The sequence below is a fragment of the Lewinellaceae bacterium genome, from assembly GCA_020636135.1.
Classification (GTDB): Bacteria; Bacteroidota; Bacteroidia; order Chitinophagales; family Saprospiraceae; genus JAGQXC01.
The window spans coordinates 618,084-641,603 of sequence record JACJYK010000001.1; the positions used below are offsets into that span (position 1 = coordinate 618,084).

A 23,520-nucleotide genomic window follows, 5' to 3' on the forward strand; every position below is an offset into this window, starting at 1 on the left:
CCCACACCCCCAATCCCACACCCCATACTTCCGCAAAAAAAAGGGTCACCATTTTCAGATGACCCTTCACTGTTTCTGAGATTGGAATATTTTAAAACAGTTATTGTATCGTGATCTTACCTTTCAGTCCATCGGCCGAACTACCGCCTACCATAACATCAAAATCTCCGGGTTCGACGATCCATTTTCCCGTATTGTCGTAGAAGCCGAATACGGATTCATCCAGCTGGAAACGAATGGTCCGGCTTTCGCCGGCGTTTAGCATGATCTTTTCGAAGGCCTTCAGTTCTTTAACCGGCCGGGTCACGCTGGCGACCAGATCGTGGAGGTATACCTGAACGACCTCTTCCCCTGCTAATTTACCCATATTTCTCACATTAACCTGAACAGTAGCTGTATTTCCGCTGCCCATGGTTATGCGTAAGCCACTGTATTCGAAGGGACTGTATCCGATTCCATACCCGAATGGATAGAGCGGATCATTGGATTCATCGTTGTAATGACTCCAGAAGACCATGCCTCCACCCGCCAGATTCGGGCGTCCTGTACTCTTGTGGTTGTAATAGATGGGTACCTGACCAACACTGCGCGGAAAGGACATCGGCAGTTTGCCGGATGGATTGTAGTCGCCGTATAAAACCTGGGCGATGGCCATTCCGCTTTGGGTGCCGAGGTGCCAGGCTTCGACAATGGCGGGTACATGTTCAGCTTCCCATTCGATGGCCAGAGGCCGGCCATTCATAAGAACAAGGACCACATTCTGGTTGACCTCCATGACTTCTTTGAGCAGCTTTTCCTGTAGTCCGGGGATGTCGATGTAGGCACGGCTGCGCCCTTCTCCCGTCATCAGTCCATGCTCACCGATGACCATCACCACGACGTCAGCTTGTTTGGCACCTGCGATAGCAGCGGCAAAGCCGGTGGTATCGGTTTCATTGATTTTTAGCTCCATGACAAAGCTGGGATTTCCTTCAAAGAGACGTACTCCTGGATAATGGGTCAGCTTGTTACCGGAGTAGCGTTCCATCCCCTCCAGTACGGATACCGCTGTGCCATCATCAGAAGCGGGGCGCCAGCTGCCCAGAGGGCTCGTTTTGTCACCGGCAAGCGGACCGATCAAAGCGATCTTTTTGCCGGATTTAGCCAGGGGTAGCAGGTTTTTCTCGTTTTTCAGTAAGACAATGGATTTTTTAGCCATCTGGAGCACGGCATCTAATTCATCCGTATTGCCGATCATGGTCCGTTCACGTTCTTCGTCACAATAACGATAGGGATCATCGAACAGACCTAGTTCGTATTTGACACGCAGGATACGGCGTACAGCATCGTCGATCAATGCTTCATCGACCACACCTGAGGTGACCAGTTCTTTCAGATGGTTGAGGTAGTTGTAGGATTCCATATCCATGTCGCTCCCGGCATGCACGGCCAGGTCCGCAGCTTGTTTGCCGTCTTTGGCGAGTCCGTGTGGTATGAGTTCACCGATGGATCCCCAGTCCGATACCACAAATCCGGTGAAACCCCACGCTCCCTTCAGAATATCACGTTGCAGCAGGGCGTTGGCGGTAGCCGGGACGCCATTGAGCTCATTAAATGAATTCATGAATGTCCTCGCACCTGCATCAGCTGCTGCTTTAAAGGGAGGTAGTACCGTATTGTACAATGTGGAGGTTCCAATGTCCACGGTATTGTAATCCCGGCCGGCTTCTGCAAATCCATAGGCGGCAAAATGTTTGACGCACGCTGCAATGGTCAGCGGGTCACTAAGGTCTTTGCCCTGGAAGCCTCTTACCCGGGCAGCGGCAATCTGTGCACCCAGATAGGGATCTTCACCAGCTCCTTCCATCACACGGCCCCAGCGGGCATCGCGGGAAATATCGACCATCGGTGCAAAGGTCCAGTTGATTCCGGACGCAGCGGCTTCAGTGGCTGCCACCTTTGAAGATCGCTCGATGGCGCTCATATCCCAGCTTGCAGCCTCAGCCAGAGGGATGGGAGATAGGGTTTTATATCCGTGGATGACGTCAAAACCAATGATCAGCGGGATACCCAGGCGGGATTGCAAAGCCAGCTCCTGAACCTTCCGGACATTCTCCACACCGCGGACGTTAAGCATCGATCCGACCAGGCCTGACTTGAGGTTTTCAAATTTATTCGCAGCTTCACCACCGGCGGGAGCAGGGCCCGTGAAATTCCAGAAACCATTGTACTGGTTCATCTGGCCGATCTTTTCCTCAAGGGTCATTTTCGCCAGCAGGGCATTTACTTTTGCTTCAATGGCAGGGTCGTTCTGTGCCTGAATCATTGGTGCCAGGTAATACCCAAGCATCAGGGGTAGGATTAAGGTCCATTTTTTCATGTTACATTTCTTTTAAGCGCTCAAATATGGTAGGAAAGGTATACTTCTAAGGTAACAAAAGTAAGCGGATCTTGCTGGAGGAAAGGTGATGTGCATTAGATTGGTTAATGACCTGGGATACAAGGAAGAGCCGGATGGCCATTCATAGCCGTAAATTTGTTCATCGAATTGGGTCGCCATTGATTTTCTTCCCGGATCTTTAGCCTGTTAATTCAGTAGCATGTTCAATAAGAAGACGTTTGACCACTTCCAACTGAAATTTCGGGAGGCGATAGATCAGAAACCGGAATTAATGGACGAATTGTTGTGGGAGGTGACCCGTAACTTTCAGGAGAACTGGGATCTGGAAGTTTTGGATTTCGCAGCGATGTACGACCGGAGCCTGGAGAGCCGGATAAGCCGGAGGCTTTGGAAAGGGGTGGACTATTATCCCAAGGAAGCCCTGGCTGCATTCATCGCGAAGGACAAAGAAATCGTGCGCGTGATGTTCCGGGACTTATTTGATGAAAAGCGTGACGTCATCGGCCGGGTGAGCCGTTTTAGTTTTCACTGCGATCAGCTCTTGGACAGCCACCGCAGGGATTTGCCAGACTTGCTGGACCACTACCATGGTGATGAGCGGATGCCGGGACTTTATCTTGCTTTGCGCTACCCGGACCTTTATGTCTACCCAGAGCTAGAACTTTTTCGTCGATGCATGATCAAACTGGATGCACGTAATGTGCCCTCGGTGATCCCGGTAGATACTTATTTTAAAATGATGCGGACGATCGATAAATTTTTGATGATGGATGAGCACCTGGTGCGCGCTTATGAGAAGCGCCTGGCGGATATTCCTCATTTTGAAGGAAAGACCTTATTGCCGGCATTGGACTTCATCCGCTGGATGAGTGCTTCATGAAATCTGGCACGCCATTTCATCCAGTTTCAGTACTGTTCTCCAGTTTCGGCTGGTATTTTCCACCTTGATCTTTTTCTGTAAGGTTGCGTCGGCGAGCGGAGAGTTGGATATGCCGTCTGTACAGTAGATGTAGGCGACTTTTTCCCTGACTTCATAGAGGTCATTCTTTAAGTCGATGGAATGCATGATCTGCTGGTGTTCTGGGGTCAATGGCTGCTCATAAAATACCAGCAGGGTCCGGCTGGGATTCAGGTCTTCGATGTGGTTAAATGGGAATTCTTCGATCACTTTTTGCCAGTAGTCCAGGGGGAACACGACGACCCATGCTGAAAATCCGGATCTCTTTTCGATCTCCCGGGTGATAGATTGGGCGATCTCCCGGAGGTCGCTTTGGGGATGCCGGAAGACGATGTTGCCGCTTTGAATATAAGTGGCGACGTCCCGGGCGCCGATGGATTCACAATATTGACGGAGGTCTTCCATTTTTATCTTCTTATTGCCTCCGACATTGATTCCACGCAGCAGAGTGATGTAGGTGTGCATACTAAGTTCTTTTAATTCCGAAGATAAGGCTTCTGGAAGGGATTCCCGGGATTAGCATTGTTGCCTGGACTTACCTGGAAGAAGTATCGTTTACCTAGGTATCGGGAAAGTTGCACTTGTGTAACCACTTCAGGGCTAAAGCCCATAAGTGGAGACGACGTACTACCCCGGGCTGAAGCCCGGAGTTAAGGTACCCTGATGCCTGGCTAGAAAGCCCGGACTCACCAAGCAGGTTGTTTAAAAAACTGGTCAAGGTGCATGCCAGGGAGAGGATCACCCTCTTTGATGCATCTGTACTTGACAACCCCGCCTTTTAAGGCGGGGTGAATGCACAAAACAGGATACTAGGGCTTTAGCCCCGTAATTGAAACTTACTTTTTTATTAACTTACTATCCAATCTACTGCTATGGCCTTTGTCAAAATATTCATCCACACCGTTTGGACCACAAAAAACCGGGAACCAATTCTTCAACCTGACGTACTCTTTCCCATTTTGGAACACATCCGGGGGTATGCAAAGGAAAATGGCATAGCCATTGATCGGGTGAATGGACACCGGGACCACCTTCACGTGTTGCTATGGTTGCATCCGGAAAAGAGTATAGGCAAGATCGTACAACTACTCAAAGGTGAATCCTCCCATTGGATAAACCAACAAGGTTATTTCAAAAAACGATTTTCCTGGAATGAAGGATACTTCGCCGGTTCAATAAGCCCTTCCGTGATTACAGCAGTGCGACGTTATGTGGATGATCAACAGAATCATCATACCAGGGTAAGTTTTCAAGAAGAGTATCAGATGTTTTTGGACATGTTCAAAGAATCTGGGGGCTAAAGCCCATAAGTGGAGACGGCGTACCACCCCGGGCTGAAGCCCGGAGATAAGGTACCCTGATGCCTTGCTAAAAAGCCCGGACTCACGAACCAGACTGTTTAAAAAACCGGTTAAGGTGCGTGTCAGGAGGATCACCCTCCCAGAGACAGCGGTACTCCACAACCCCGCCTTTTAAGGCGGGGCTAAACCTCAAAACACGCCGCTATTGCTTTAGCCCAGTATTAGAAGGCCTGAAGGTCCCTTGTGTTTGGGTTAAAGCCCATGGGTTGAGACGGCGTACTACCCCGGGCTGAAGCCCGGAGTTAAGGTACCCTGATGCCTGTCTAAAAAGCCCGGACTCACGAAGCAGGTTGTTTAAAAAACCGGTTAAGGTGTGTGTCAGTACAGGATCACCCTCCCAGAGACAGCGGTGCTCCACAACCCCGTCTTTTAAGGCGGGGTGAAACCTAAAAAACGATACAAGGGCTTCAGCCCAGTATTTGAACCTGAAGGTCCGTTGTGTTTGGGCTAAAGCCCATGGGTTGAGACGGCGTACTACCCCGGGCGGAAGCCCGGAGTTAAGGTACCCTGATGCCTGGCTAAAAAGCCCGGACTCACGAAGCAGGTTGTTTAAAAAACTGGTCAAGGTGCGTGCCAGGGAGAGGATCATCCTCTTTGATGCATCTGTACTAGACAACCCCGCCTTTTAAGGCGGGGTGAAACCTCAAAATACGATACAAGGGCTTCAGCCCAGTATTGGAAGGCCTGAAGGTCCGTTGTGTTTGGGCTAAAGCCCATAAGTGGAGACGGCGTACTACCCCGGGCTGAAGCCCGGGGTTAAAACACACTGATGCCTGGCTAAAAAGCCCGGACTCACGAAGCAGGTTGTTTAAAAAACCGGTTTAGGTGTGTGTCAGTACAGGATCACCCTCCCAGAGACAGCGGTGCTCCACAACCCCGCCTTTTAAGGCGGGGCTAAACCTCAAAACACTGCACGGGGCTTTAGCCCAGAAACGAACAGAACTTACGAAAACATAATTCTTATACCGTTTTTATCAGCCAAGTATTACTTTAGACCTTTAATCGAGAAAAAGAATAGAATGAGAAAAGGACTTTGGATTGTCGTACTAACCCTCGGAATCACACCACTCTTCAGCCAGTCCCTGGATGCGGACAAAAAACAAGCCATCAAAGCATTGGATGCCCAGCTGGATCACTATGGTGCAATCGCTCACCAAATCTGGGGATTTGCAGAACTGGGTTTTCAGGAAGATCAGAGTACCGCCCTGTTGCAGAAGACATTGACGGATGCAGGATTTCACGTCGAGCAGGGCGTTGCCGGCATGCCAACATCCTTTATCGCCAGCTATGGCTCCGGGAAACCGGTCATTGCCTTCCTGGCTGAATTTGACGCCCTGGCTGACATGGCCCAGCAGGCCGTGCCTACCCAGGACCCGATCGAAGGACAGCCGGCTGGTCATGCCTGTGGCCATCACCTCTTTGGCACTGGCGCGGTAGCTGCTGCCATTCAGGTGAAGGAGTGGCTGCAGAAGACCGGCACATCAGGTACCATCCGTCTCTATGGGACACCCGCTGAAGAAGGCGGAGGCGGGAAAGTATTTATGGTTCGGGAAGGCCTTTTTAACGATGTGGATGCTGTACTCACCTGGCATCCAAGTAGCCAGAATGCCGCTAATGCAAGTGCGACCCTGGCAGCAGTAGGTATGAAATTCCGTTTCCATGGTGTTGCCGCCCATGCTGCTGCCGGACCTTGGAGGGGGCACAGTGCCCTGGATGGTGTGGAAGCAATGGATGTTATGGTCAACATGCTCCGGGAGCATGTCACCCCGGAATCACGGATCCATTATGCCATTACCAATGGTGCTAAAGCGCCGAACATCGTTCCGGCAGAGGCTGAAGTTTATTACATCATCCGCCACCCGGATATGAATGAACTGAAGGATATGATCCAGCGCATCATACGTGCCGCAGAAGGTGCCGCCATGGGGACCGATACCAAAGTGGATTATGAATACATCAATGGCTATTTTAACGTCATGCCCAACGCCACACTGGCGTCTATGATGCACGACAATCTGGAGCAGGTCGGAGGGGTGAAATACAACGAAGAGGAACGCAATTTCGCCCTGGAAATCATGAAGTCCTATCCTTCCGAAAAGCTGACACCGGAATCTGCCATGGAGGTCGAACCATTTAAGGTGGTGGAGAAAGGCGGTTATGCTTCCACCGATGTCGGAGATATCAGCTGGGTTGTACCCACTGCAAGTATGGGTGCTGCTACCTGGGTGCCCGGAACCATTGCTCACAGCTGGCAAGCCGTCGCTGCCGGCGGGACTACCATAGGGCCAAAAGGTATGCTGGTGGCTGCAAAGACGCTGACCCTCTCAGCCATGGATCTGTTTACGCATCCCGAAGTGCTGGTGAAAGCAAAAAATGAACTGGAAGAACGTCGCGGCAAGGATTTCAAATACGAATCACTGATCGGAGACCGCGAACCTCCTCTGGACTACATGAAACTGGGCAACGATTGAGGTCATAGGGTTAACCTTATCCTTCCTGTCCATTTTGATCTGTACTGGGAAATAATCCGGTCGGGAAATTATTCTCCTTAGGCGAGAGCAGGCATTATTCCGAAAGAATTAATACATTAAGCTTCTATATTCTCCGGATATCCTGAGCTAGTAAGATAAGCATGTAAAATCTGATCCACTCCGTTCCCTGGAAAGGCAGGCGGAAGGTCGGTTGATTAGCTATTCTCTCATAATTAATCTTTAGCTCCATGGATCCTATTCATGACTCTGTTCTGTTTCAGAATTATTTAACCCGTTCCGGCCAGTTTGATGAAGTTTTTGCCCGTAATCAAAGCATCAAGCCTGTCTATTCGGATGTAATCGGAGCGTTCAGTGCATTGTCCCCGGACGAATACCGGCAGCTGAATGAATTTGCAAAAAAATCATTTCTGAGCCAGGGGATCACCTTCGCCACCTACAACCAGAATCCGCGTGGCATTGAACGAATATTCCCCTTTGATCTCCTGCCGCGTATCATCCATCAGCATGAATGGGATGTGATCGAACGTGGTATGTTGCAGCGGGCTCAGGCTATGGATCTCTTTTTGCATGATCTCTACAATGGGAAGAAGATCCTGAAAGACAATATTATCCCGGTTGAGCTGATTCATTCGTCCAGCCACCTGTGTAAATTCATGGAAGGGTTTACCCCTCCCGGCAGTACCTACTGTCACATCTCCGGAACGGACCTGATCCGCCATGCTGATGGAGAATATTATATTCTGGAGGATAACCTGCGCTGCCCCAGCGGGGTGAGCTACGTGCTGGCCAACCGCGAAGCTATGAAGAAGACTTTTTCCCAGCTCTTCAAGCAGTTTAACGTGGCATCGGTCATGAACTACCCCTCGGTGCTGCTGGAAGTGCTCCAGTCGGTATGCCCGGCAGGCGTAGATGAGCCGGTCTGCGTATTACTGACGCCCGGTGTTTACAATTCGGCTTATTACGAGCATTCCTTTCTGGCACAGAGCATGGGTGTGGAGTTGGTTGAAGGACGGGACCTTTACGTCGACAACGATTTTGTCTATATGAATACGGTATTCGGACCCGAGAAAGTTGATGTGGTATACCGGCGTATTGATGATGATTTTATGGATCCATTGGTATTCCGGTCGGATTCAGTGCTTGGCGTCCCGGGCATCATGAGTGCCTATCGCAAGGGCAATGTCACGCTGGTCAATGCTCCCGGTACCGGAGTAGCTGACGACAAGGCAGTCTATACCTATGTCCCTGAGATCATCCGCTATTACCTTGATCAGGAGCCGATTCTTCAGAATGTGCCGACCATGCGCTGTGGCGAGGAAAAGGATCGTCAGTATGTCCTGGAGCACTTGCCCGAACTGGTCGTAAAACCCGTGGATCAATCCGGTGGGTACGGGGTGTTCATAGGTCAAAATGCCTCTCGTGAAGAATTGGAAAAACAGAAAGAACTCATCCTGGCATCACCCCGGGAATACATCGCCCAGCCCATCATGGCATTGTCGCTGCATGCCACCTTTATTGAACAGAAAAATCAATTCGAACCGCGCCATATAGATCTTCGCACCTTTACGCTGAAGGGAAAGGATGTTCAGTATGTCCTGAGTGGCGGATTGTCCCGGGTTGCGCTTAAAGAGGGCAGCCTGATTGTGAACTCATCCCAGGGGGGAGGTTCGAAGGACACCTGGATCGTGAACGACTGAATGGAATAATTTGAACTCCGGATAAAAAAACAATGCATGTTATCTCGCGTAGCCAATCATTTGTACTGGATGGGACGGTACCTGGAAAGGACCGATCATCTGGCCCGATACATTAATGTGGAATATTTTGGGTCTCTTGACAGCCCGGAACCCCGGCAACATTTGATCGCTATTAAGTCGATCATTGACATGACCGGCATGCCGGCGGTAGAAGATCAGGATATCAATGAAGAGGAAGTATTGGTCACGGCGGCACTGGACGACAAGAACCCGGTCTCGATCATCTCTTCACTCTATGCCTGCCGTGAAAATGCCCGCAGTGCCCGGGAGAGCCTGTCCAAGGAGCTCTGGGAGGCGATCAATAATTTTTACATCTTCGTCTCCGGCTATCCGGTGGATGTTTTGAAGACACGAGGATTGTTTGATTTTACCACCCACGTCATGCAGCACTGTGCGAATGTCCGGGGAAGGATCATGTTTACCCTGATGCATGATATCAGCTGGCAATTCATTCATATGGGATTGCTCATCGAACGCTCTGCCCAGATCGTACGTATCATGATCAGCAAACTGAACGATATTGAAGAATTAAAAAAGCTGAAACTCGGGCAATACATGGAGGCTCAACAATACAACATCCTGTTGGATTGCGTGGAGGCCAAGGATATGTGTCATAAGTATTATTCCAACTGGCCCGAACGGCACGCTACGGTTGACTTTTTGTTGTTCAATCCGTATTTCCCGAAATCGGTCGTGCGCAGCTTACTCAAACTTAAACTAAGTTTGGAAAAAATTCAATCGGACCGGATGATCACCCAAAAAGATATTGCATTTCAGGTCGGCAAGATGATCTCACCCCTGGAGTATGTAGAATTTTCCGATATCGAAGACGACCTGGAGAAATTCCTGGAAGATACATTGTCCAAAATATACTTAATTAGTGACCTGATTGTTAAAAAGTATTTTACTTAGGGACATGCCGGAATTTGCCATTGATTACCATGCAATAAATCACTACGAGCAACCCTTTTTTGAAGCTTTTCTCGAATACCTCATATTTCCTTTCGAAAATGATAACCAGCGTGTTATCAGCAGAACGTATGAGCTGGAACCTGCATGCACCGCGCACTACTCGACCAATGTCCATGGTTTTCGAACCCTGCGTTGCCGGCTCGCTGCAAACACCGGGACGTTTGAAATACATATGAATACGCGCATCGATAAGTTGTTGGTCAACCCCTTTAATTATTACCCTTACCGGCTGGATGAGGAACAAGCGTTGTTGCTGTCTCATGAATTCAAAGTGGATCATTACGAATACCTGGAACAGACGCATTTTACCCGGTTGCCTGCGGATTGGGCCCATCCGGTCTGGGAATCCACCGAGCAACTGTTTGATTTTTGTCTGCGGGTCAATGGATTTGTGTTTGCTTGTATGGAATACGATACACGCCATGCTTCGGTCCACAATAAGGTTGCAGATGTGCTCCAGGACCATCGTGGAGTTTGTCAGGACTTTGCCCATTTGATGCTTGGAATACTGCGGGAAAACCGTATCCCTTGCCGGTATGTGACCGGGTATTTAAATCCGGGGCAGGGGCATAAAGGCAGTGCTGCCATCCATGCCTGGATCGAGGCGTATATTCCGGGTAATGGATGGACGGGTTTTGACCCTACCAATAATCTTCTGGAAGATGTACATTACATCAAAATAGCCCATGGGGTGGACCTCGACGAATGCCAGACATTGAAAGGTGTCGTCCGGTCTGCCGGAAAAAACCGCACCGAATATGAAGTTCATGTTCGCGAATTGGAAATGCAAAATTTACAGCAATGACCTATTGTTTAGGCATCAAATTGAAAGCAGGAATTGTTGGGATGGCGGATACCCGGATCACCTCCGGCAATGAAACCAGTACGGCAGAAAAATATAAAGTATTTCAGCACGACGAGCGTAAGCTTTTCATTATGACATCCGGTTTACGCTCGGTGCGGGACAAATCACTGACTTATTTCAGTGAGATCCTGGACGAAAAAGTGGATGAATTCTCCAAGCTGTACCAGGCCGTCAACGCATTCGGTGAGCAGGTGAAACGGGTGGCTCAGGAAGACAAGACGGCACTTTCGGAGAGTGGATTGCAGTTCAACATCCACACCATCGTCGGAGGTCAGTTTCCCCATGACGATGAACATAAGCTGTACCTGCTGTATCCCGAAGGAAATTGGATTGAAATAGCCAAAGGTTATCCGTTTACCATCATCGGCAATTCCGGATACGGCACCCCGGTATTGCGACGCACCTTACGCTACGATTCAAGCATCAAATACGCCCTGAAGACGGGATTTCTTTCGTTTGATTCCACCCGGGTCTCTGCGAATGATGTGGGCTACCCGCTGGATGTTCTCATTTATCCAAAAAATGGGAATGAGATCAAGGTTCGCCGGTTTGAGGAGGAAGACCTGCGTTCCATCTCAAATTTCTGGGGACAGAAACTGACCGAGGCTGTGCATGAGGTGCCGGATGATTGGATCAATGGTTTGGGCTAGCCCGGAATTTAATAGTACTGCCTGATTTGGGTTCATCACAGTGTATCTACCGAATAGCTAACTTAGTACCCGCTATTTTGAGATCGCATCCATGAATAAACAACGTATCCTCATCAAGGTAGGGACCAATGTGCTGACCGACGCCCGGGGACGGCTCGATCAGGAAACTATTGTCCAGTTGTCAGAACAGATGGCAACCCTCAAGAAAGAAGGCCATGAAGTCTTACTGGTATCCAGCGGAGCTGTTGGTGCCGGTAAAGACCAGCTCACCCTGCGTACCGGAGCCGATCCGGTGGTGCAGCGACAGGTATACGCTGCTATCGGCCAGATTGCTCTGATGGAAAAATATCAGCAGGCTCTGGCTCCCCGGGATCTGCATGCGGCTCAGGTGCTGGCTACCAAAGAAGACTTCCGGGACCGCGATCATGCCCACAATATGGCGGCGTGCCTGCTTGCGCTCTGCCAGCAGCCGGTCATCCCAGTCATCAATGAAAACGATGTCATCTCCATCACCGAGCTGATGTTTACCGATAATGACGAACTGGCCGGACTGGTCGCTGCATTGGTCCAGGCAGATTTGCTCATCATCCTCTCCAGCGTCGACGGTGTCCTGAACCAGCAAACCGGGGCGGTTATTCCGGTCATCGATGCGGACGATGAAGCCGTGTGGGGTCATGTGACACCTGGGAAGTCTACATTTGGCCGGGGTGGCATGCTGACCAAGCTGCGGATCTGTCAGCGCATTGCACGGTTGGGTATCCCCGTCCTGATGGCTAACGGCAAAAGGCCTGACGTATTGGCGGACCTGATTCAGGGTGTTATCCCGCACACCCGGTTTGAAGCGAAACGCCGGCAACGAAGTCTCAAGCGTTGGTTGGCTTTTCAGGCTCCCCGGGGTTATGCAATGACCATCAATGATGGAGCTCAGGTCATCCTCCAGGACCCGCACCGGATTGCCAGTCTGTTACCGGTAGGGGTCACAAGCATTGAAGGCGAGTTTAAAACCGGTGATCTGGTGACCATCTGCAATGCCGCAGGCAAAGAGATCGGAGTAGGGGTGAGCAGTTATGATGCCGCAGCATTGCAGCAATGCCTGGGACAGCAGGGACATAAGGCAGCAATCCATTACGATTATATGTTTATTTACTAGTCAGTAGTCGGTATTCAGTAATCGGTAGTTGGTAGATTCTGTTTTCGGAATACGATTTTCCAAATGCCTGATACTTATCTTTGAACTCATGCATCAACAATCAGAATCTGGTCATTTGATCCTCAGGCAGGAAATTCAGGATGCTCTGGAAAAGGTAAAACAAGCCGCCCGTTCACGTATTCATTTGAGCGAAGAGCAGGTGCAGGCCGTGTTGATGGACCTGGCTGATCAGACGGAGCTGAACATACCACGATTACTTGAGAATAATGCGAAGGATCTGGAACGCATGGATCCCGACGACCCAAAGTACGACCGGTTGTTGTTAAATCCGGAGCGTATCCGGAATATTGCTCGCGATATCCGTAATGTAGCCCAATTGCCTACCCCTCTGGGCAGGATCCTGGAGGCCCGGAAACTACCCAATGGTCTCGAAGTTCAAAAGATTTCTGTACCCATCGGTCTCCTGGGAATCGTCTTCGAGTCCCGGCCGAATGTGACTTTTGATGTATTTACCCTGTGCTTTAAATCCGGAAATGCATGCGTCCTGAAGGGAAGCAGGGATGCACATGATTCCAATACTTTTATTGTTACCTTAATCCGGCAAGTCCTTGCAGCTCATGGCATTCATCCCGATCTGGTTTATCTGGCACCGAGCGAACGGGAAGCACTGCAACCCATCCTGGAAGCCGATGATTACCTGGATGCCATCATACCACGGGGAAGTCAGGGACTGATCGACTACGTAAGACAGAAAAGCAGAGTGCCGGTCATCGAAACCGGCGCCGGGATTGTCCATGTTTACGTAGATCGCACGGCCGACCTGGAAAAAGCCCAGGCTATTATCCGCAATTCCAAGACCAGACGCGTCAGTGTGTGCAATGCACTGGATTGTGTCCTGCTCCACCGCGACTGGTTGGACGACCTTCCGGAAATACTTAAAGGACTGGATATTGATTTTAACCTGGAGATTTTTGCTGACCCTCTGGCTTATCAGGCATTGGTTGGTGATTACAATCCGTCCCTGCTGCACCACGCTGACCCGGAACACTTTGGCATAGAATTTCTTTCCATGCGAATGGCTGTGAAGACAGTAGATTCTATGGAGGAAGCCCTGGATCACATACACCGCTACAGTTCAAAACACAGTGAAACCATCGTTGCAGAAAATGCAGAAACCATCGAACGCTTTCTGACCAGCGTGGATGCTGCGGTTGTCTATGCTAATGCGTCCACAGCCTTCACCGATGGTGCCGAGTTTGGTATGGGCGCAGAGATAGGTATCAGTACGCAAAAACTACATGCCCGTGGACCGATGGCTTTGCCGGAACTGACCAGTTATAAATGGGTGGTGCGCGGTAATGGCCAGATCAGACCATAGGATTCTGCAATCCACATCCATGAATTTCATTCCGGCTCATCCTTCACCATCAACCATTACCGTTTGATAAATTGACCGACTCGTTCTCCGGTCGGCACATTCTGCCTGAGCACATACATGCCTGCCGGCAGATTACGTACATCCAGTGTGTATTGATCCGATCCAGTACGTTCACACAGGTATTCCTTTCCCATCAGGTCAAACACCTGTACTTCCTTATTGCCTTCTTCCAACCCCCGGATAGTTATCCGGTCCCGGGCCGGATTGGGGAAGATGGTTAACGGGTAAATCTGTACTTCCACACGGGACAACGGCTCCGAGGTGACTACTACATCATCAATTGCAAAATAAGTTGGGGTATTGATCCCGTAGATGCCCACATCCGATGATGCCATAGTGATATGTACACTGTCGGCCTTGCCCAGGCCGAGTAGGTCGATATAGGTCCAGTCTTTGACCAGGTAATCCGACATGGGATCGTCAAACCGGTAATCAGCGAGGTAAAAATCGAGGCTGTCACTGCTTAAGTTGCCATTCCGGAAGACGCGTATCGTCAGACGGAGATAGTCCGGATCTTCACCCGTCTCACCACCAAAGCGTTTGCTGAAAGCATCACCGTCTCGCATGCTCAGGTAAGCATACGTAGTGTTGTTAACCCAGAATCCGGAGATGGAAGCACCAACTGCGTTGTCTTTTAAGCGGATCACACTGCTACCGTAGTTGTAAGCAATGGCATAGTGTGTGGAGTGCCGGGCTCCGGAGCCGGCAATGCAGCTGTATTGGTTGATGTAGCCGGAAGTCAGGGTGTCGCGTATGGTGGAGATGGCCCAGCCGCTCCAGCTCCCAAAGGTTGGGTCGTAGGTGTTGGGAATGGTAACGCTGCCACTCTCAAACTGGCCCGCAGATTGATTCAAAAAGGTGTCCAGTGGCAGGTTAAAAGACTCAAAACCAATCGTGTCCTGTGCAGACAAATGGGCGGAAATAAGAAAAACAATACAGATTAAAGCGGTTGATGGTGATTTCATTATTCAATTTTTTTTGAGTTCAATTCAAGGTGAATCCCAAGGGCATAATTGCGCCCGGGCATAGGCCGGTATTCGACGCTGCGATAGGTGACATTCCATAGGTTGTTCACGCGCAAGAATGAGGTGATTTGTGTGCTTCCTGTTTTAAGCCGGTAGTCCAGTAATAGATTCCCCAGCGAATAACCACTCAGTTCACCGGCATTCAGGGTGCTGACCTGACTGGTATAGTGCTGGCGGTATTGTACCTCCAGGTTACGCCACTGCCCTTGAAAGGAAGCAAAGGCCTGATGCCTGGGCACATAAACCAGCTGTGATCCCACCGGCAACAGCGGTTTTGTTTGAGCAACCTGATTGGTCGAGTGGACCAGATCGTAGCCGGCTTCAACGGTCCACCGGATATGTGGGTGGTTCCTTGTTATTTTGCCCCGTAATTCCAGGCCGCGGCTCCAGACCCGGGTTAAGTTCTGAGGAGACCAGATGAATTGCCCGGGTAGCGGACTCCAGAGGATCCAGTTCCTGATCTGGCGGGTATAGGCAGTAACGCTGCTGCTCCATTGGAGACAGGCATTTTTATTTTTCAGGCTTAGGGAAAGCTCCTGACCCCACCCGGACTCGGGCAGGAGGTCCGGATTACCTCCCGGCTGCCAATACAGATCATTTAATGTGGGCAAACGGTAGTTTCTGGCACCCTGCCAGTAAACCTGTACACTTTCACGGGGTCGCCAGTGAAAAGCCAGTGAAGGGGTGGTGGCAATAAGCCGGCCATCCACCAGCTCTTCGCGAAGGAGTCCCTGTGCCTCAAAATCACGAATCCGGTACCGGTATCCGATGAAAGGTGACAACCTCCATTGGTGCTTTGGTTTACCATAGACATTGGCTAGCGCCTGCTGCCAGGTTTCTGTTATTCCTGTTTCAATGCGCTGGCTGGGATCGAGGTGCCATTGCCAGGTTCCTTCACCAAGAATAGTCCAAAAGTGACTGTCACTGAACTCGCTGGCACGCGGATCGTCGTAGTTCAGGGACTCACGGTAGACACCGGCGCGTGCGTGCCATGCCATTTTACTGCTCCATTTCGTCCAATGGACTGCCGTCCGCAGGGCCTGATCCTGCTGCTTTGCCTCACTGGTAGATTGTTGTGTGGTGGGCGGAATTTCCCGGTCGGCCTGCTGGTACCAGGCATAGACGGATAACAGTTGTTGGTTTTTCAGCTGAAAATGGCCTTCCTGATAAGCCCCTGATTGCCGGGTAAATGCATGTTCCAGGGTTCTTGATGGCAGATCCGGCCGGATCCGGTACGGGAAGTTATTATTGGCTTGTTGCCAGTAGATGCGGGTGCGCCCCAGCCATTGCTGTGATCCGTAGCCTGAAGTTACATTTCCCTGCCAGGAGCCAAAGCTGCCCTGTTCGAGGTTTAGATGAAGGCTGTGGTCTTCGAAATCGGGTACGTTATTGACCTGGACAACGCCACTCACGGCTCCGGAGCCCCATCCGGCGGAATTGCCTCCGTACTGGATGCGGATCTCGTCGGAAAAGGCCAGTGGGAGCAATGAAAAATCCATTTGGCCCAACATGGGTTGTTCCAGTGGGAGACCATTCCACAAGACACGGGTATGGCCGGCACTGCCTCCCCGGATGGAAGTGGTGGCGGTATTCCCGGTTCCATAATTTTTAACATACACTCCTCCCTGTTCTGTAAGAAAATCACTCAATGCGCGATGGGTAGTCCCGGTCAGACGGCGTAAATTCCAAACTTCCTGATGAGATCCCGGCAAGCCATCACGGAGGGACGTACTCACGATCACCGCCTCGGGCAGCTGTTGGATGGTATCCGCCGGAGACAGTTGCTGTGCAGGGGATTCCTGCATCAGGGTTAACATCAGAATAAGAGCGATCCACCTGGTCATCCAGCAGATTGTTAGTTCCTTGCGACGTATCTGAGGAAGGCAGGGAATGGAGTTGTCGGAAGAAGTCAGGACTTGAATACCTGGTTAACCGATGGATTCCCGGCTTTTCCTCCGAAAGCCTAATGAATTAATAGATCATATTGGCAGGTCTTCTGGCTCGTTCCACCTCCGGCACCTTCCCATTCCGCTTAGATGTGGAACAGTGGTCTGATTGCCGTCGGCAATGAAGGAACTTACAGCAGCGGGGACTGCTCCGGATTTTCACCGGATTCCCTTTTCAGGCTCACCACGGATATGTGGTGATGCCACCAATGAGCATGCAAAATAAGTCTGCGTGCACATATGTGCATCCCGCATGAGACACATTAACATTTATAATTATCCGGACGATCTCAATTACCGGGAATTGGCCACCAGAAATCCCAGGACATAAACCAGGGGAGCATTCCAGTTGATGCATATTTCATTTGATGCATAACTGGGCTGCTGGTCCACATAACATTGCATGGGCGCCGCCTTAGCCGGATAGACGGCTCCACTGCGGGTATCCTGGAGAAACTGGTTGGGTCCGCCGGCGAGCAAACCGGGTACCGGATCGATAACGGCATCGGCTCCACTCTGACGGTGATGGATATGCATGGGCGGCTTGGTTCCGGATCCCGTAAGGAATGAATAACCTGTAGCATTCTTTCCAAAGATGTAATCGTTAATCTCAATGACTCCATTGAGATAGGCCTTATTTTTGGTCAGCCGGTATGCTTCCGCCAGAATCATGGCTGCATCCAATTCATCACTGTTGGAGCCCCAGTGAAATGTACTCAGTGGCTGGCGGTAATCCAGTGTGTCCATGGAGTGCAGCAGCTCGTCAGCCTTTGCAGTAAGAGCGTTTTGCATCCTGCTTGCCATATCCGCAGGTAATCCCTGGCTGTTACGCAGGAGACTGAAGGTGCCCAGGTCGCCCTGAAACCATTGCCAGTTGGCGCCATAGCGGTAGGTAATTGGATTTTTACGGGTACTGATAACCTCAAGATACAAAGGATCACGGGTAGCTAACCACAATTCAGCAGCAGCCCAGTAACGTTCGTCGGCAAAGTCGCGGTCACCGTATTCCCCGGTGGAGACATCGGCCGGGTTTCGAAATACAACATCCGGGTGCTTGTGATCCCATTCCCAAGCCTTTTTAGCCACTGCCAGACATTGATTGGCAAATGCAGGATCGACACTCAGGTAGATGCGGTAAGCCTGAGCCATGCATGCAGCAAAATTTAAGGTTGCACCGGTTCCTTTGCCTACGACATACCGTTGACTGATAGCTTTGTCGGGCATGACAAATCCTTCGAATCGTTTCGTCGTAATTTTGTGAAAACAGCCTCCGTCGGTATCCTGCATGGTGCTTAGCCAATCAAGCTCGTACCGCAATTCATCGAGCAGATCGTTTCTGTTATTTTGTGACTCCGGAATGTCCAGGGTGCCATCTGCCAGCAGATCCGGGTATTCTTCAGCGAGCGCGAGCATAATGCCTGCAGAGAAGGCACCATTAAGGGTGTATTTATTGTAGTCGCCGGCATCATACCAGCCGCCGGGTGATGCATATTGACCGTCCGCATGGCCAGAAGAGGGATCAAATATCAATGTTGTGTCCGGATGCGCCGCGCGTCGTGACCATTTGCCGGCATGACTGGCTGCCAATGGGGTAGACATCCGAAGGTAGTAAAAACCTTTGGTTGCTGCTTTCAGGGCAGGATCAAATACGCTTTGTGCGATCTGGAAAACAGGTGAATAACCCAGCCCTTCCACAAAGAGCCGGAAAGAGCCGGTAGTGGTAAATGCGGAAAAATCGGCATAGCTCAGCACTTCTCCGGACAACCCGCTCATAGGCCCTGGCGAAAGAGTGCCTGAAAAGACCTCTTTGTCCTGGTCATCTCTTAACGAGAATTTCTCCCCGGCCTTTGCAGTGACAACGGCGCGCTTCACATTTTCAGGTAAGTAGCCGATCTGATTCAGACGATACGGATCATTAAGTTGTTCGTTTTGAGCTGTTGTACAGAACGGCTGAAGCGCCAGAATTAGGAAGGTTAGTTGGAGATAACTTTTCATGATCACTCGCATGTGTTTATCCGGAGATAGCTCGGGTATGAACTGAAAGTTATGCAAATCATCTGGAAATACCCCTTTCTGATCAACCGACCTCCGGAATCTGGTGTTAATTGAAAAAAACATGTCCCTACAGACACCACGAGACTGGGAAGGTATGGCTGCAATCGCCCGCATTGTAGCGGATACCCTGCAGCAGATGAAAGCCCTGGCGAAGCCCGGGATGAGTACCAAGGAATTGGATGATTTGGGTTCCCGTCTGCTTAAAGATCAGGGGGCAAGATCTGCCCCCACCAAAGATTATCACTTTCCCGGAGCCACCTGTATCAGTGTGAATCATCAGGTCGCACACGGAATACCTTCTTCGGCAGTGATCCTGCAGGAAGGTGATTTGATTAACATCGACGTATCGGCCGAAAAGGATGGTTATTACGGGGACAATGGGGCATCATTCATTTTGGGTGTTGATCATAAGGGGTTATCCCCACTGGTTGCCGCATCGCAGACCATCCTGATGGGCGCCATCTACCGGATCCGTGCCGGGCAGAAAATCTCGGAAACCGGAAAGTACATCGAACAGCAGGCCCGTAAAATGGGGTTTGCCACCATCTGCAACCTTACGGGCCATGGGATCGGCCGTAAACTGCACGAAGAGCCTCGCGAGATCCCCAATTATTTTGACCGCTTTAACCGTCAGCGCTTTAAGAAAAACACCACAGTGGCCATCGAAACGTTCATATCAACCAAGGCAAAGGTCGTGGAGGAGTTACATGACGGCTGGACGTTGGCTACCATGGACGGCAGCTATGTTGCCCAGCACGAACATACCATTGTGGTGACCGATGGAGCTCCGGTCATTTTAACCCTGAATAATGGAATCGCATGATCACGCACAGTTTTCACCACGCACTACGCATTATTGAAGAACTGGATCGTAACCGTCAGGTATTCCGTAACTTGTTGAGTGGTGTACCGCATGAGATGCAGACCTGGCGTCCGGGGCCTGATAAGTGGAACTTGCTGGAGATCATCTGTCATTTGCGCGATGAGGAAAAGGAAGATTTCCGCATCCGTGTACAGATGGTACTGGAAGATCCCGATCAAACCTTGCCTGCAATCGATCCGGTAGGTTGGGTTCAATCCCGGCATTATGGGGACCAGGACTTTGAGGTTGTCTTGAATTCCTTTTTAGCAGAACGTAAACGGTCGGTGGACTGGCTGCAATCACTGCAGGATCCTCCCTGGCATCATGAACATGTTCACCCAACCGCCGGCATACGGTCAGCACGGTTGTTTTTTACCAACTGGCTGGCACATGATTATCTCCACATCCGGCAGATCACTCGATTGAAATACGATTACCTGCATGCCATGACCGGGGTCGCCCTGGATTATGCTGGGAAGTGGGTTTAATCAATAAGAAGAAAGACATTTGATAGGGTGCCCGGGGTGTAAGATCGTCCGGATTTATTACTTTCAACAAAAAGTATAACATCATGACGAAATCTATAAACCGTAAGGAATTCATCCGGTTATCCACCGCTGCCGCATTATCAATACCCATGTGGTCCCTGGTCAGCTGTAAATCAAATGACGGCCAAACCCAGGCGGATCATGCGATGGAGGAGGATATGGCAGATCCGCCCTATGCCAGTCATCCCGGACTTCAGCTTTATACCGTCCGGGAATTGTTTGCCAAGGACCCGGATGGCACCCTGCAGCAATTGGCGAATATGGGCATAAAACAGCTCGAATTTTACGATGCCACGGCTTTGAAAACCTATGTGCCCAAGGTGAAAGACCTGGGTATGGAAGTCATCAGCACCCATTTTTTACCCGGACTGATCACCGGAAACTGGGGGCCCGCAGAAGGTGGTATGACACCTCCGGAAAACTATTCCTTCGATCAAATGATTGAAGATTGTGCTTCCAATGGCGTGAAATATGCAGGAATCGCATTCCTTTTCCCCTGGGACCGTACCTCACTGGACGACTACAAGCACATTGCCGAAATGGCCAATAAAGCCGGCGAGAAAAGCAAAGCCTCCGGCGTACAGTTGTATTACCATAACCATTCATTCGAATTTAAACCCACCGACGGTACCACACCTTTTGTGGAAATGATGAAAATCATGGATCCCAATCTGGTAAAACTGGAACTGGATCTTTTCTGGGCTACCATCAGCGGCAATGACCCAGCTGCCATGATCACCAAATATTCCGACCGGGTCATCATGATGCACCTGAAAGACCTCAAAGCAGGTACTCCTCTGGATACCGATACGATGAATGTTGACCCCGGCGCATTTCAGGCCATGGGTGATGGAATCATTGATTTCAAACAGGTCCTGACGGCCGCCCATGCTGCCCATGTACCCTATGGATTTATCGAACAAGACCAGTCTCCGGAACGTCCGGTGATGGAATCCATCCAGCGGAGCCTTACTTATCTGAAAGGATTGGGGATGTAAAGGCTACCATACGGTATTGATGGATATGCTGTGAAACCCTCCCGGTAATTGATACCCTGCCAGGCTTCCGTGCTATTGATCGGACTGGGTCTGAATGCGGTAGGCATCCACGTTATTGCCATAAAAAGTGGGTACCAGAACCAGGTTCATGGCCGGGATGGTGGTTATATCCGCAGCGTTGATATCCAGGTTCTTGATGTCCAATACCTTTTCTTTCTGCCAGTCGTTGGTGACTGCATAGATCTCGCCATTCCAGTTTGAGATCAGCAGATTGTCCCCAAAAGGAGCGATGCCATCGCCTCCGGGCAGTTCATCCAGAACCGGATTAACCCTTTTAGTAGTCAGGTCTACCGTAAATACTTGTCCGATGTCAAATCCGGCTACCAGCAATTTGTCTCCTTCTACCAACAAGCCATTCGGGCCACCCAGCAGGGTATCCTGCAGGAAGAGGGTAACATCTTCGCCCTCGAGGGAATAGATGGTGTTGGTATTCGTGTCACTGACATACACCCGGCCATTTTGATCTACAGCGATGTCATTGAGAAAGGTCGCTCCCGGTACTTCATAAGTAGCCAGTATCTTACCGGACAGAATATCAATTTTAACGATCCGGGAAATATCCGCTACGTATAGATACTCGCCATAAAGACCCATGCCTTTGGGGCCGTTCAGATCGGTAACCCATTTACGATCGATGATCTTTCCGTCCAGCCCGACTTTCGCTATGAAGCCATCCCCGTCCCTGGCATCTGTCGGCACTTTGCCGATGCAGGCTACATACAGAATATTGTACGTTTCGTCGTAGAGAACACTTTCCGAGGTTGTTAATAAGGTGTCCGACTTCCAGGCCGGAGTCAGGATAATGGTCTCTTTGGTATCCGGAGGAAGCGGTGTCGATTTTTCAGGCTTATTGTTCGTACAACCAATCAAGAGGGAAGCCAGGATTCCCGGTATGGATAATAATCGTAAGGATCGCATGAAGGTAATGATTTGATGAATTTGACAGAAAAACAAGCGGGGTGGGGCGGATGTTGACGAGGGTTTCGTAATTTTTACTCAAACTGGTAATGAGATGAATCATTGGATAATTGTTGGAGCTCTTTTATTGTCAGGGTTTGCCTGTCAGCAACCGTCAGGTGAAGTTCAGAGCACTTCGGTGAAACGTATTCCGGTCCTTTTCGATACGGATGCCAACAATGAGCTGGATGACCAGCATGCACTGGCTTATCTCTTGTTTAACGACCAGACATTTGATATTCGTGGTATTTCCGTGAATTCAACCTTTAATGGCAGCACGATCCAACAACAATACGATGAAGCGCGGAGGATCATGGACCTGTGTGCAGCTCCTGCAACCATGCCCTTGTTGATGGGAGCGGACTCCGGATTTTTGAAGATCAGATCCCACCTCGATGCACCGGATTACGATGGTCATGAAGCGGTGGAATTTATTATTAATGAGATCCGGAATACGGACTCGATGGTGGTGATTGCCGTAGGTAAACTGACCAATATTGCCCTGGCCGTTCAAAAAGCGCCCGACATTGTCTCCCGTTTTCGCCTGGTCTGGCTGGGATCCAATTACCCGGAACCAGGAGAATACAACCAGGTCAATGATACGGCTGCACTATCCTTCTTGCTTAAAACAGACCTTCCCTTTGAAATCGTGACGGTTCGGTACGGCAAACCTTCAGGCACAGATGCCGTCAAGGTGACACGGGAGGAGATTTTACAGCACCTCGGAGGAAAAGGACCGCAAATGGAAACTCCGGTTACCGGTCGACACGGAGGAACATTTAACACGTTTGGGGATTATTCCGTGAACCTGTTTGATCATGCCGAAATGTACGGTGATCCGCCTTCACGGGCGTTGTTTGATCTGGCGGCAGTTGCCATTGTCAAGAACCCATCCTGGGCACATCTGCATTTTATCCCTGCACCCAGATTGGTCGATGGCAATTGGGTGGATCAACCGGAAAATCCCCGTCACATCGGCGTGTGGGAAGATTTTGCCCGCGACAGCATCATTCAGGACTTGTTTTCATCGGTTCCATAATTTCGGA

The 23,520-nt window shown here is 50.3% G+C and carries 20 protein-coding genes and 1 riboswitch; of the genes, 14 read left to right on the forward strand and 6 right to left on the reverse strand.

Translation table 11 applies throughout. The features are described from left to right. Positions 1-100: 100 nt before the first annotated feature. A complete protein-coding gene (gene bglX / locus H6570_02300; protein ID MCB9318085.1) occupies positions 101-2,359 on the reverse strand; it encodes a beta-glucosidase BglX in 2,259 nt (752 codons plus the stop codon). A 220-nt stretch (positions 2,360-2,579) separates the two neighbouring features. Between bglX and H6570_02305 the strand changes: the two genes are divergently transcribed. Beyond that, entirely contained in the window at positions 2,580-3,260 is a 681-nt protein-coding gene (locus H6570_02305; protein MCB9318086.1) for a hypothetical protein, read from the forward strand. Here H6570_02305 and H6570_02310 read toward each other — a convergent pair. Continuing rightward, complete coding sequence (locus tag H6570_02310; protein ID MCB9318087.1) at positions 3,255-3,803, reverse strand: DUF1697 domain-containing protein; 549 nt, start codon at positions 3,801-3,803, stop codon at positions 3,255-3,257. The genes H6570_02305 and H6570_02310 overlap by 6 nt on opposite strands. A gap of 407 nt (positions 3,804-4,210) precedes the next feature. Here H6570_02310 and tnpA point away from each other — a divergent pair, with 407 nt between their 5' ends. From tnpA to H6570_02355, 9 genes are all read left to right on the forward strand, one after another. Continuing rightward, complete coding sequence (gene tnpA, locus H6570_02315; protein ID MCB9318088.1) at positions 4,211-4,639, forward strand: IS200/IS605 family transposase; 429 nt, start codon at positions 4,211-4,213, stop codon at positions 4,637-4,639. Between the two features lie 521 nt (positions 4,640-5,160). Beyond that, complete coding sequence (locus tag H6570_02320) at positions 5,161-5,328, forward strand: hypothetical protein (protein ID MCB9318089.1); 168 nt, start codon at positions 5,161-5,163, stop codon at positions 5,326-5,328. A gap of 390 nt (positions 5,329-5,718) precedes the next feature. Next, positions 5,719-7,170: an amidohydrolase gene (locus H6570_02325; protein ID MCB9318090.1), complete on the forward strand. Its 1,452-nt coding sequence runs from the start codon at positions 5,719-5,721 to the stop codon at positions 7,168-7,170. A gap of 248 nt (positions 7,171-7,418) precedes the next feature. Further along, on the forward strand, positions 7,419-8,888 hold the full coding sequence (locus H6570_02330) for a circularly permuted type 2 ATP-grasp protein (protein MCB9318091.1): 1,470 nt from the start codon (positions 7,419-7,421) through the stop codon (positions 8,886-8,888). A 36-nt stretch (positions 8,889-8,924) separates the two neighbouring features. Next, entirely contained in the window at positions 8,925-9,860 is a 936-nt protein-coding gene (locus tag H6570_02335) for an alpha-E domain-containing protein (GenBank protein MCB9318092.1), read from the forward strand. 4 nt (positions 9,861-9,864) lie between these two features. Continuing rightward, positions 9,865-10,725 carry a transglutaminase family protein gene (locus H6570_02340; GenBank protein MCB9318093.1) on the forward strand — a complete coding sequence of 287 codons (861 nt, stop codon included), beginning with the start codon at positions 9,865-9,867 and terminating at the stop codon, positions 10,723-10,725. Continuing rightward, positions 10,722-11,435 carry a peptidase gene (locus H6570_02345; GenBank protein MCB9318094.1) on the forward strand — a complete coding sequence of 238 codons (714 nt, stop codon included), beginning with the start codon at positions 10,722-10,724 and terminating at the stop codon, positions 11,433-11,435. Before H6570_02340 ends, H6570_02345 begins: the two co-directional genes overlap by 4 nt. A 91-nt stretch (positions 11,436-11,526) precedes the next feature. Further along, positions 11,527-12,585 carry a glutamate 5-kinase gene (gene proB / locus H6570_02350; protein MCB9318095.1) on the forward strand — a complete coding sequence of 353 codons (1,059 nt, stop codon included), beginning with the start codon at positions 11,527-11,529 and terminating at the stop codon, positions 12,583-12,585. A gap of 88 nt (positions 12,586-12,673) precedes the next feature. Continuing rightward, entirely contained in the window at positions 12,674-13,963 is a 1,290-nt protein-coding gene (locus tag H6570_02355; protein ID MCB9318096.1) for a glutamate-5-semialdehyde dehydrogenase, read from the forward strand. Positions 13,964-14,019: 56 nt separating this feature from the next. On the opposite strand, the gene H6570_02360 is transcribed toward H6570_02355, so the two are convergent. The 3 genes from H6570_02360 to H6570_02370 form a co-directional block, all read right to left on the reverse strand. Continuing rightward, entirely contained in the window at positions 14,020-14,988 is a 969-nt protein-coding gene (locus tag H6570_02360) for a DUF4465 domain-containing protein (protein ID MCB9318097.1), read from the reverse strand. Next, positions 14,988-16,892, reverse strand: coding sequence for a TonB-dependent receptor plug domain-containing protein (locus tag H6570_02365; protein MCB9318098.1), 1,905 nt, complete (start codon positions 16,890-16,892; stop codon positions 14,988-14,990). The genes H6570_02360 and H6570_02365 overlap by 1 nt, the downstream gene beginning before the upstream one ends. Positions 16,893-17,016: 124 nt before the next feature. Further along, a riboswitch (cobalamin riboswitch) is annotated at positions 17,017-17,220 on the reverse strand. Positions 17,221-17,288: 68 nt separating this feature from the next. Further along, on the reverse strand, positions 17,289-18,989 hold the full coding sequence (locus H6570_02370) for a glycoside hydrolase family 9 protein (protein ID MCB9318099.1): 1,701 nt from the start codon (positions 18,987-18,989) through the stop codon (positions 17,289-17,291). A gap of 121 nt (positions 18,990-19,110) precedes the next feature. Here H6570_02370 and map point away from each other — a divergent pair, with 121 nt between their 5' ends. The 3 genes from map (at position 19,111) to H6570_02385 (ending at position 21,457) form a co-directional block, all read left to right on the forward strand. After that, positions 19,111-19,872 (forward strand): type I methionyl aminopeptidase, encoded by a 762-nt coding sequence (map, locus tag H6570_02375; GenBank protein MCB9318100.1) that lies wholly within the window; start codon positions 19,111-19,113, stop codon positions 19,870-19,872. Then, positions 19,869-20,399 carry a DinB family protein gene (locus H6570_02380; GenBank protein ID MCB9318101.1) on the forward strand — a complete coding sequence of 177 codons (531 nt, stop codon included), beginning with the start codon at positions 19,869-19,871 and terminating at the stop codon, positions 20,397-20,399. The genes map and H6570_02380 overlap by 4 nt, the downstream gene beginning before the upstream one ends. An 83-nt stretch (positions 20,400-20,482) precedes the next feature. Beyond that, positions 20,483-21,457, forward strand: a complete 975-nt coding sequence (locus H6570_02385; GenBank protein ID MCB9318102.1) for a sugar phosphate isomerase/epimerase — start codon at positions 20,483-20,485, stop codon at positions 21,455-21,457. A 72-nt stretch (positions 21,458-21,529) separates the two neighbouring features. Here H6570_02385 and H6570_02390 read toward each other — a convergent pair whose 3' ends face one another. Next, on the reverse strand, positions 21,530-22,435 hold the full coding sequence (locus H6570_02390; GenBank protein ID MCB9318103.1) for a gluconolaconase: 906 nt from the start codon (positions 22,433-22,435) through the stop codon (positions 21,530-21,532). A 94-nt stretch (positions 22,436-22,529) separates the two neighbouring features. On the opposite strand from H6570_02390, the gene H6570_02395 reads away from it, so the two are divergent. After that, on the forward strand, positions 22,530-23,513 hold the full coding sequence (locus H6570_02395; GenBank protein MCB9318104.1) for a nucleoside hydrolase: 984 nt from the start codon (positions 22,530-22,532) through the stop codon (positions 23,511-23,513). Positions 23,514-23,520: the final 7 nt, after the last annotated feature.

What these genes read in the sequence shown, in the direction of transcription:
- bglX (MCB9318085.1), bottom strand. Translation starts at nt 2,359, where the DNA reads ATGAAAAAATGGACCTTAATCCTACCCCTGATGCTTGGGTATTACCTG.
- H6570_02305 (MCB9318086.1), top strand. Translation starts at nt 2,580, where the DNA reads ATGTTCAATAAGAAGACGTTTGACCACTTCCAACTGAAATTTCGGGAG.
- H6570_02310 (MCB9318087.1), bottom strand. Translation starts at nt 3,803, where the DNA reads ATGCACACCTACATCACTCTGCTGCGTGGAATCAATGTCGGAGGCAAT.
- tnpA (MCB9318088.1), top strand. Translation starts at nt 4,211, where the DNA reads ATGGCCTTTGTCAAAATATTCATCCACACCGTTTGGACCACAAAAAAC.
- H6570_02325 (MCB9318090.1), top strand. Translation starts at nt 5,719, where the DNA reads ATGAGAAAAGGACTTTGGATTGTCGTACTAACCCTCGGAATCACACCA.
- H6570_02330 (MCB9318091.1), top strand. Translation starts at nt 7,419, where the DNA reads ATGGATCCTATTCATGACTCTGTTCTGTTTCAGAATTATTTAACCCGT.
- H6570_02335 (MCB9318092.1), top strand. Translation starts at nt 8,925, where the DNA reads ATGTTATCTCGCGTAGCCAATCATTTGTACTGGATGGGACGGTACCTG.
- H6570_02340 (MCB9318093.1), top strand. Translation starts at nt 9,865, where the DNA reads ATGCCGGAATTTGCCATTGATTACCATGCAATAAATCACTACGAGCAA.
- H6570_02345 (MCB9318094.1), top strand. Translation starts at nt 10,722, where the DNA reads ATGACCTATTGTTTAGGCATCAAATTGAAAGCAGGAATTGTTGGGATG.
- proB (MCB9318095.1), top strand. Translation starts at nt 11,527, where the DNA reads ATGAATAAACAACGTATCCTCATCAAGGTAGGGACCAATGTGCTGACC.
- H6570_02355 (MCB9318096.1), top strand. Translation starts at nt 12,674, where the DNA reads ATGCATCAACAATCAGAATCTGGTCATTTGATCCTCAGGCAGGAAATT.
- H6570_02360 (MCB9318097.1), bottom strand. Translation starts at nt 14,988, where the DNA reads ATGAAATCACCATCAACCGCTTTAATCTGTATTGTTTTTCTTATTTCC.
- H6570_02365 (MCB9318098.1), bottom strand. Translation starts at nt 16,892, where the DNA reads ATGACCAGGTGGATCGCTCTTATTCTGATGTTAACCCTGATGCAGGAA.
- H6570_02370 (MCB9318099.1), bottom strand. Translation starts at nt 18,989, where the DNA reads ATGAAAAGTTATCTCCAACTAACCTTCCTAATTCTGGCGCTTCAGCCG.
- map (MCB9318100.1), top strand. Translation starts at nt 19,111, where the DNA reads ATGTCCCTACAGACACCACGAGACTGGGAAGGTATGGCTGCAATCGCC.
- H6570_02380 (MCB9318101.1), top strand. Translation starts at nt 19,869, where the DNA reads ATGATCACGCACAGTTTTCACCACGCACTACGCATTATTGAAGAACTG.
- H6570_02385 (MCB9318102.1), top strand. Translation starts at nt 20,483, where the DNA reads ATGACGAAATCTATAAACCGTAAGGAATTCATCCGGTTATCCACCGCT.
- H6570_02390 (MCB9318103.1), bottom strand. Translation starts at nt 22,435, where the DNA reads ATGCGATCCTTACGATTATTATCCATACCGGGAATCCTGGCTTCCCTC.
- H6570_02395 (MCB9318104.1), top strand. Translation starts at nt 22,530, where the DNA reads ATGAATCATTGGATAATTGTTGGAGCTCTTTTATTGTCAGGGTTTGCC.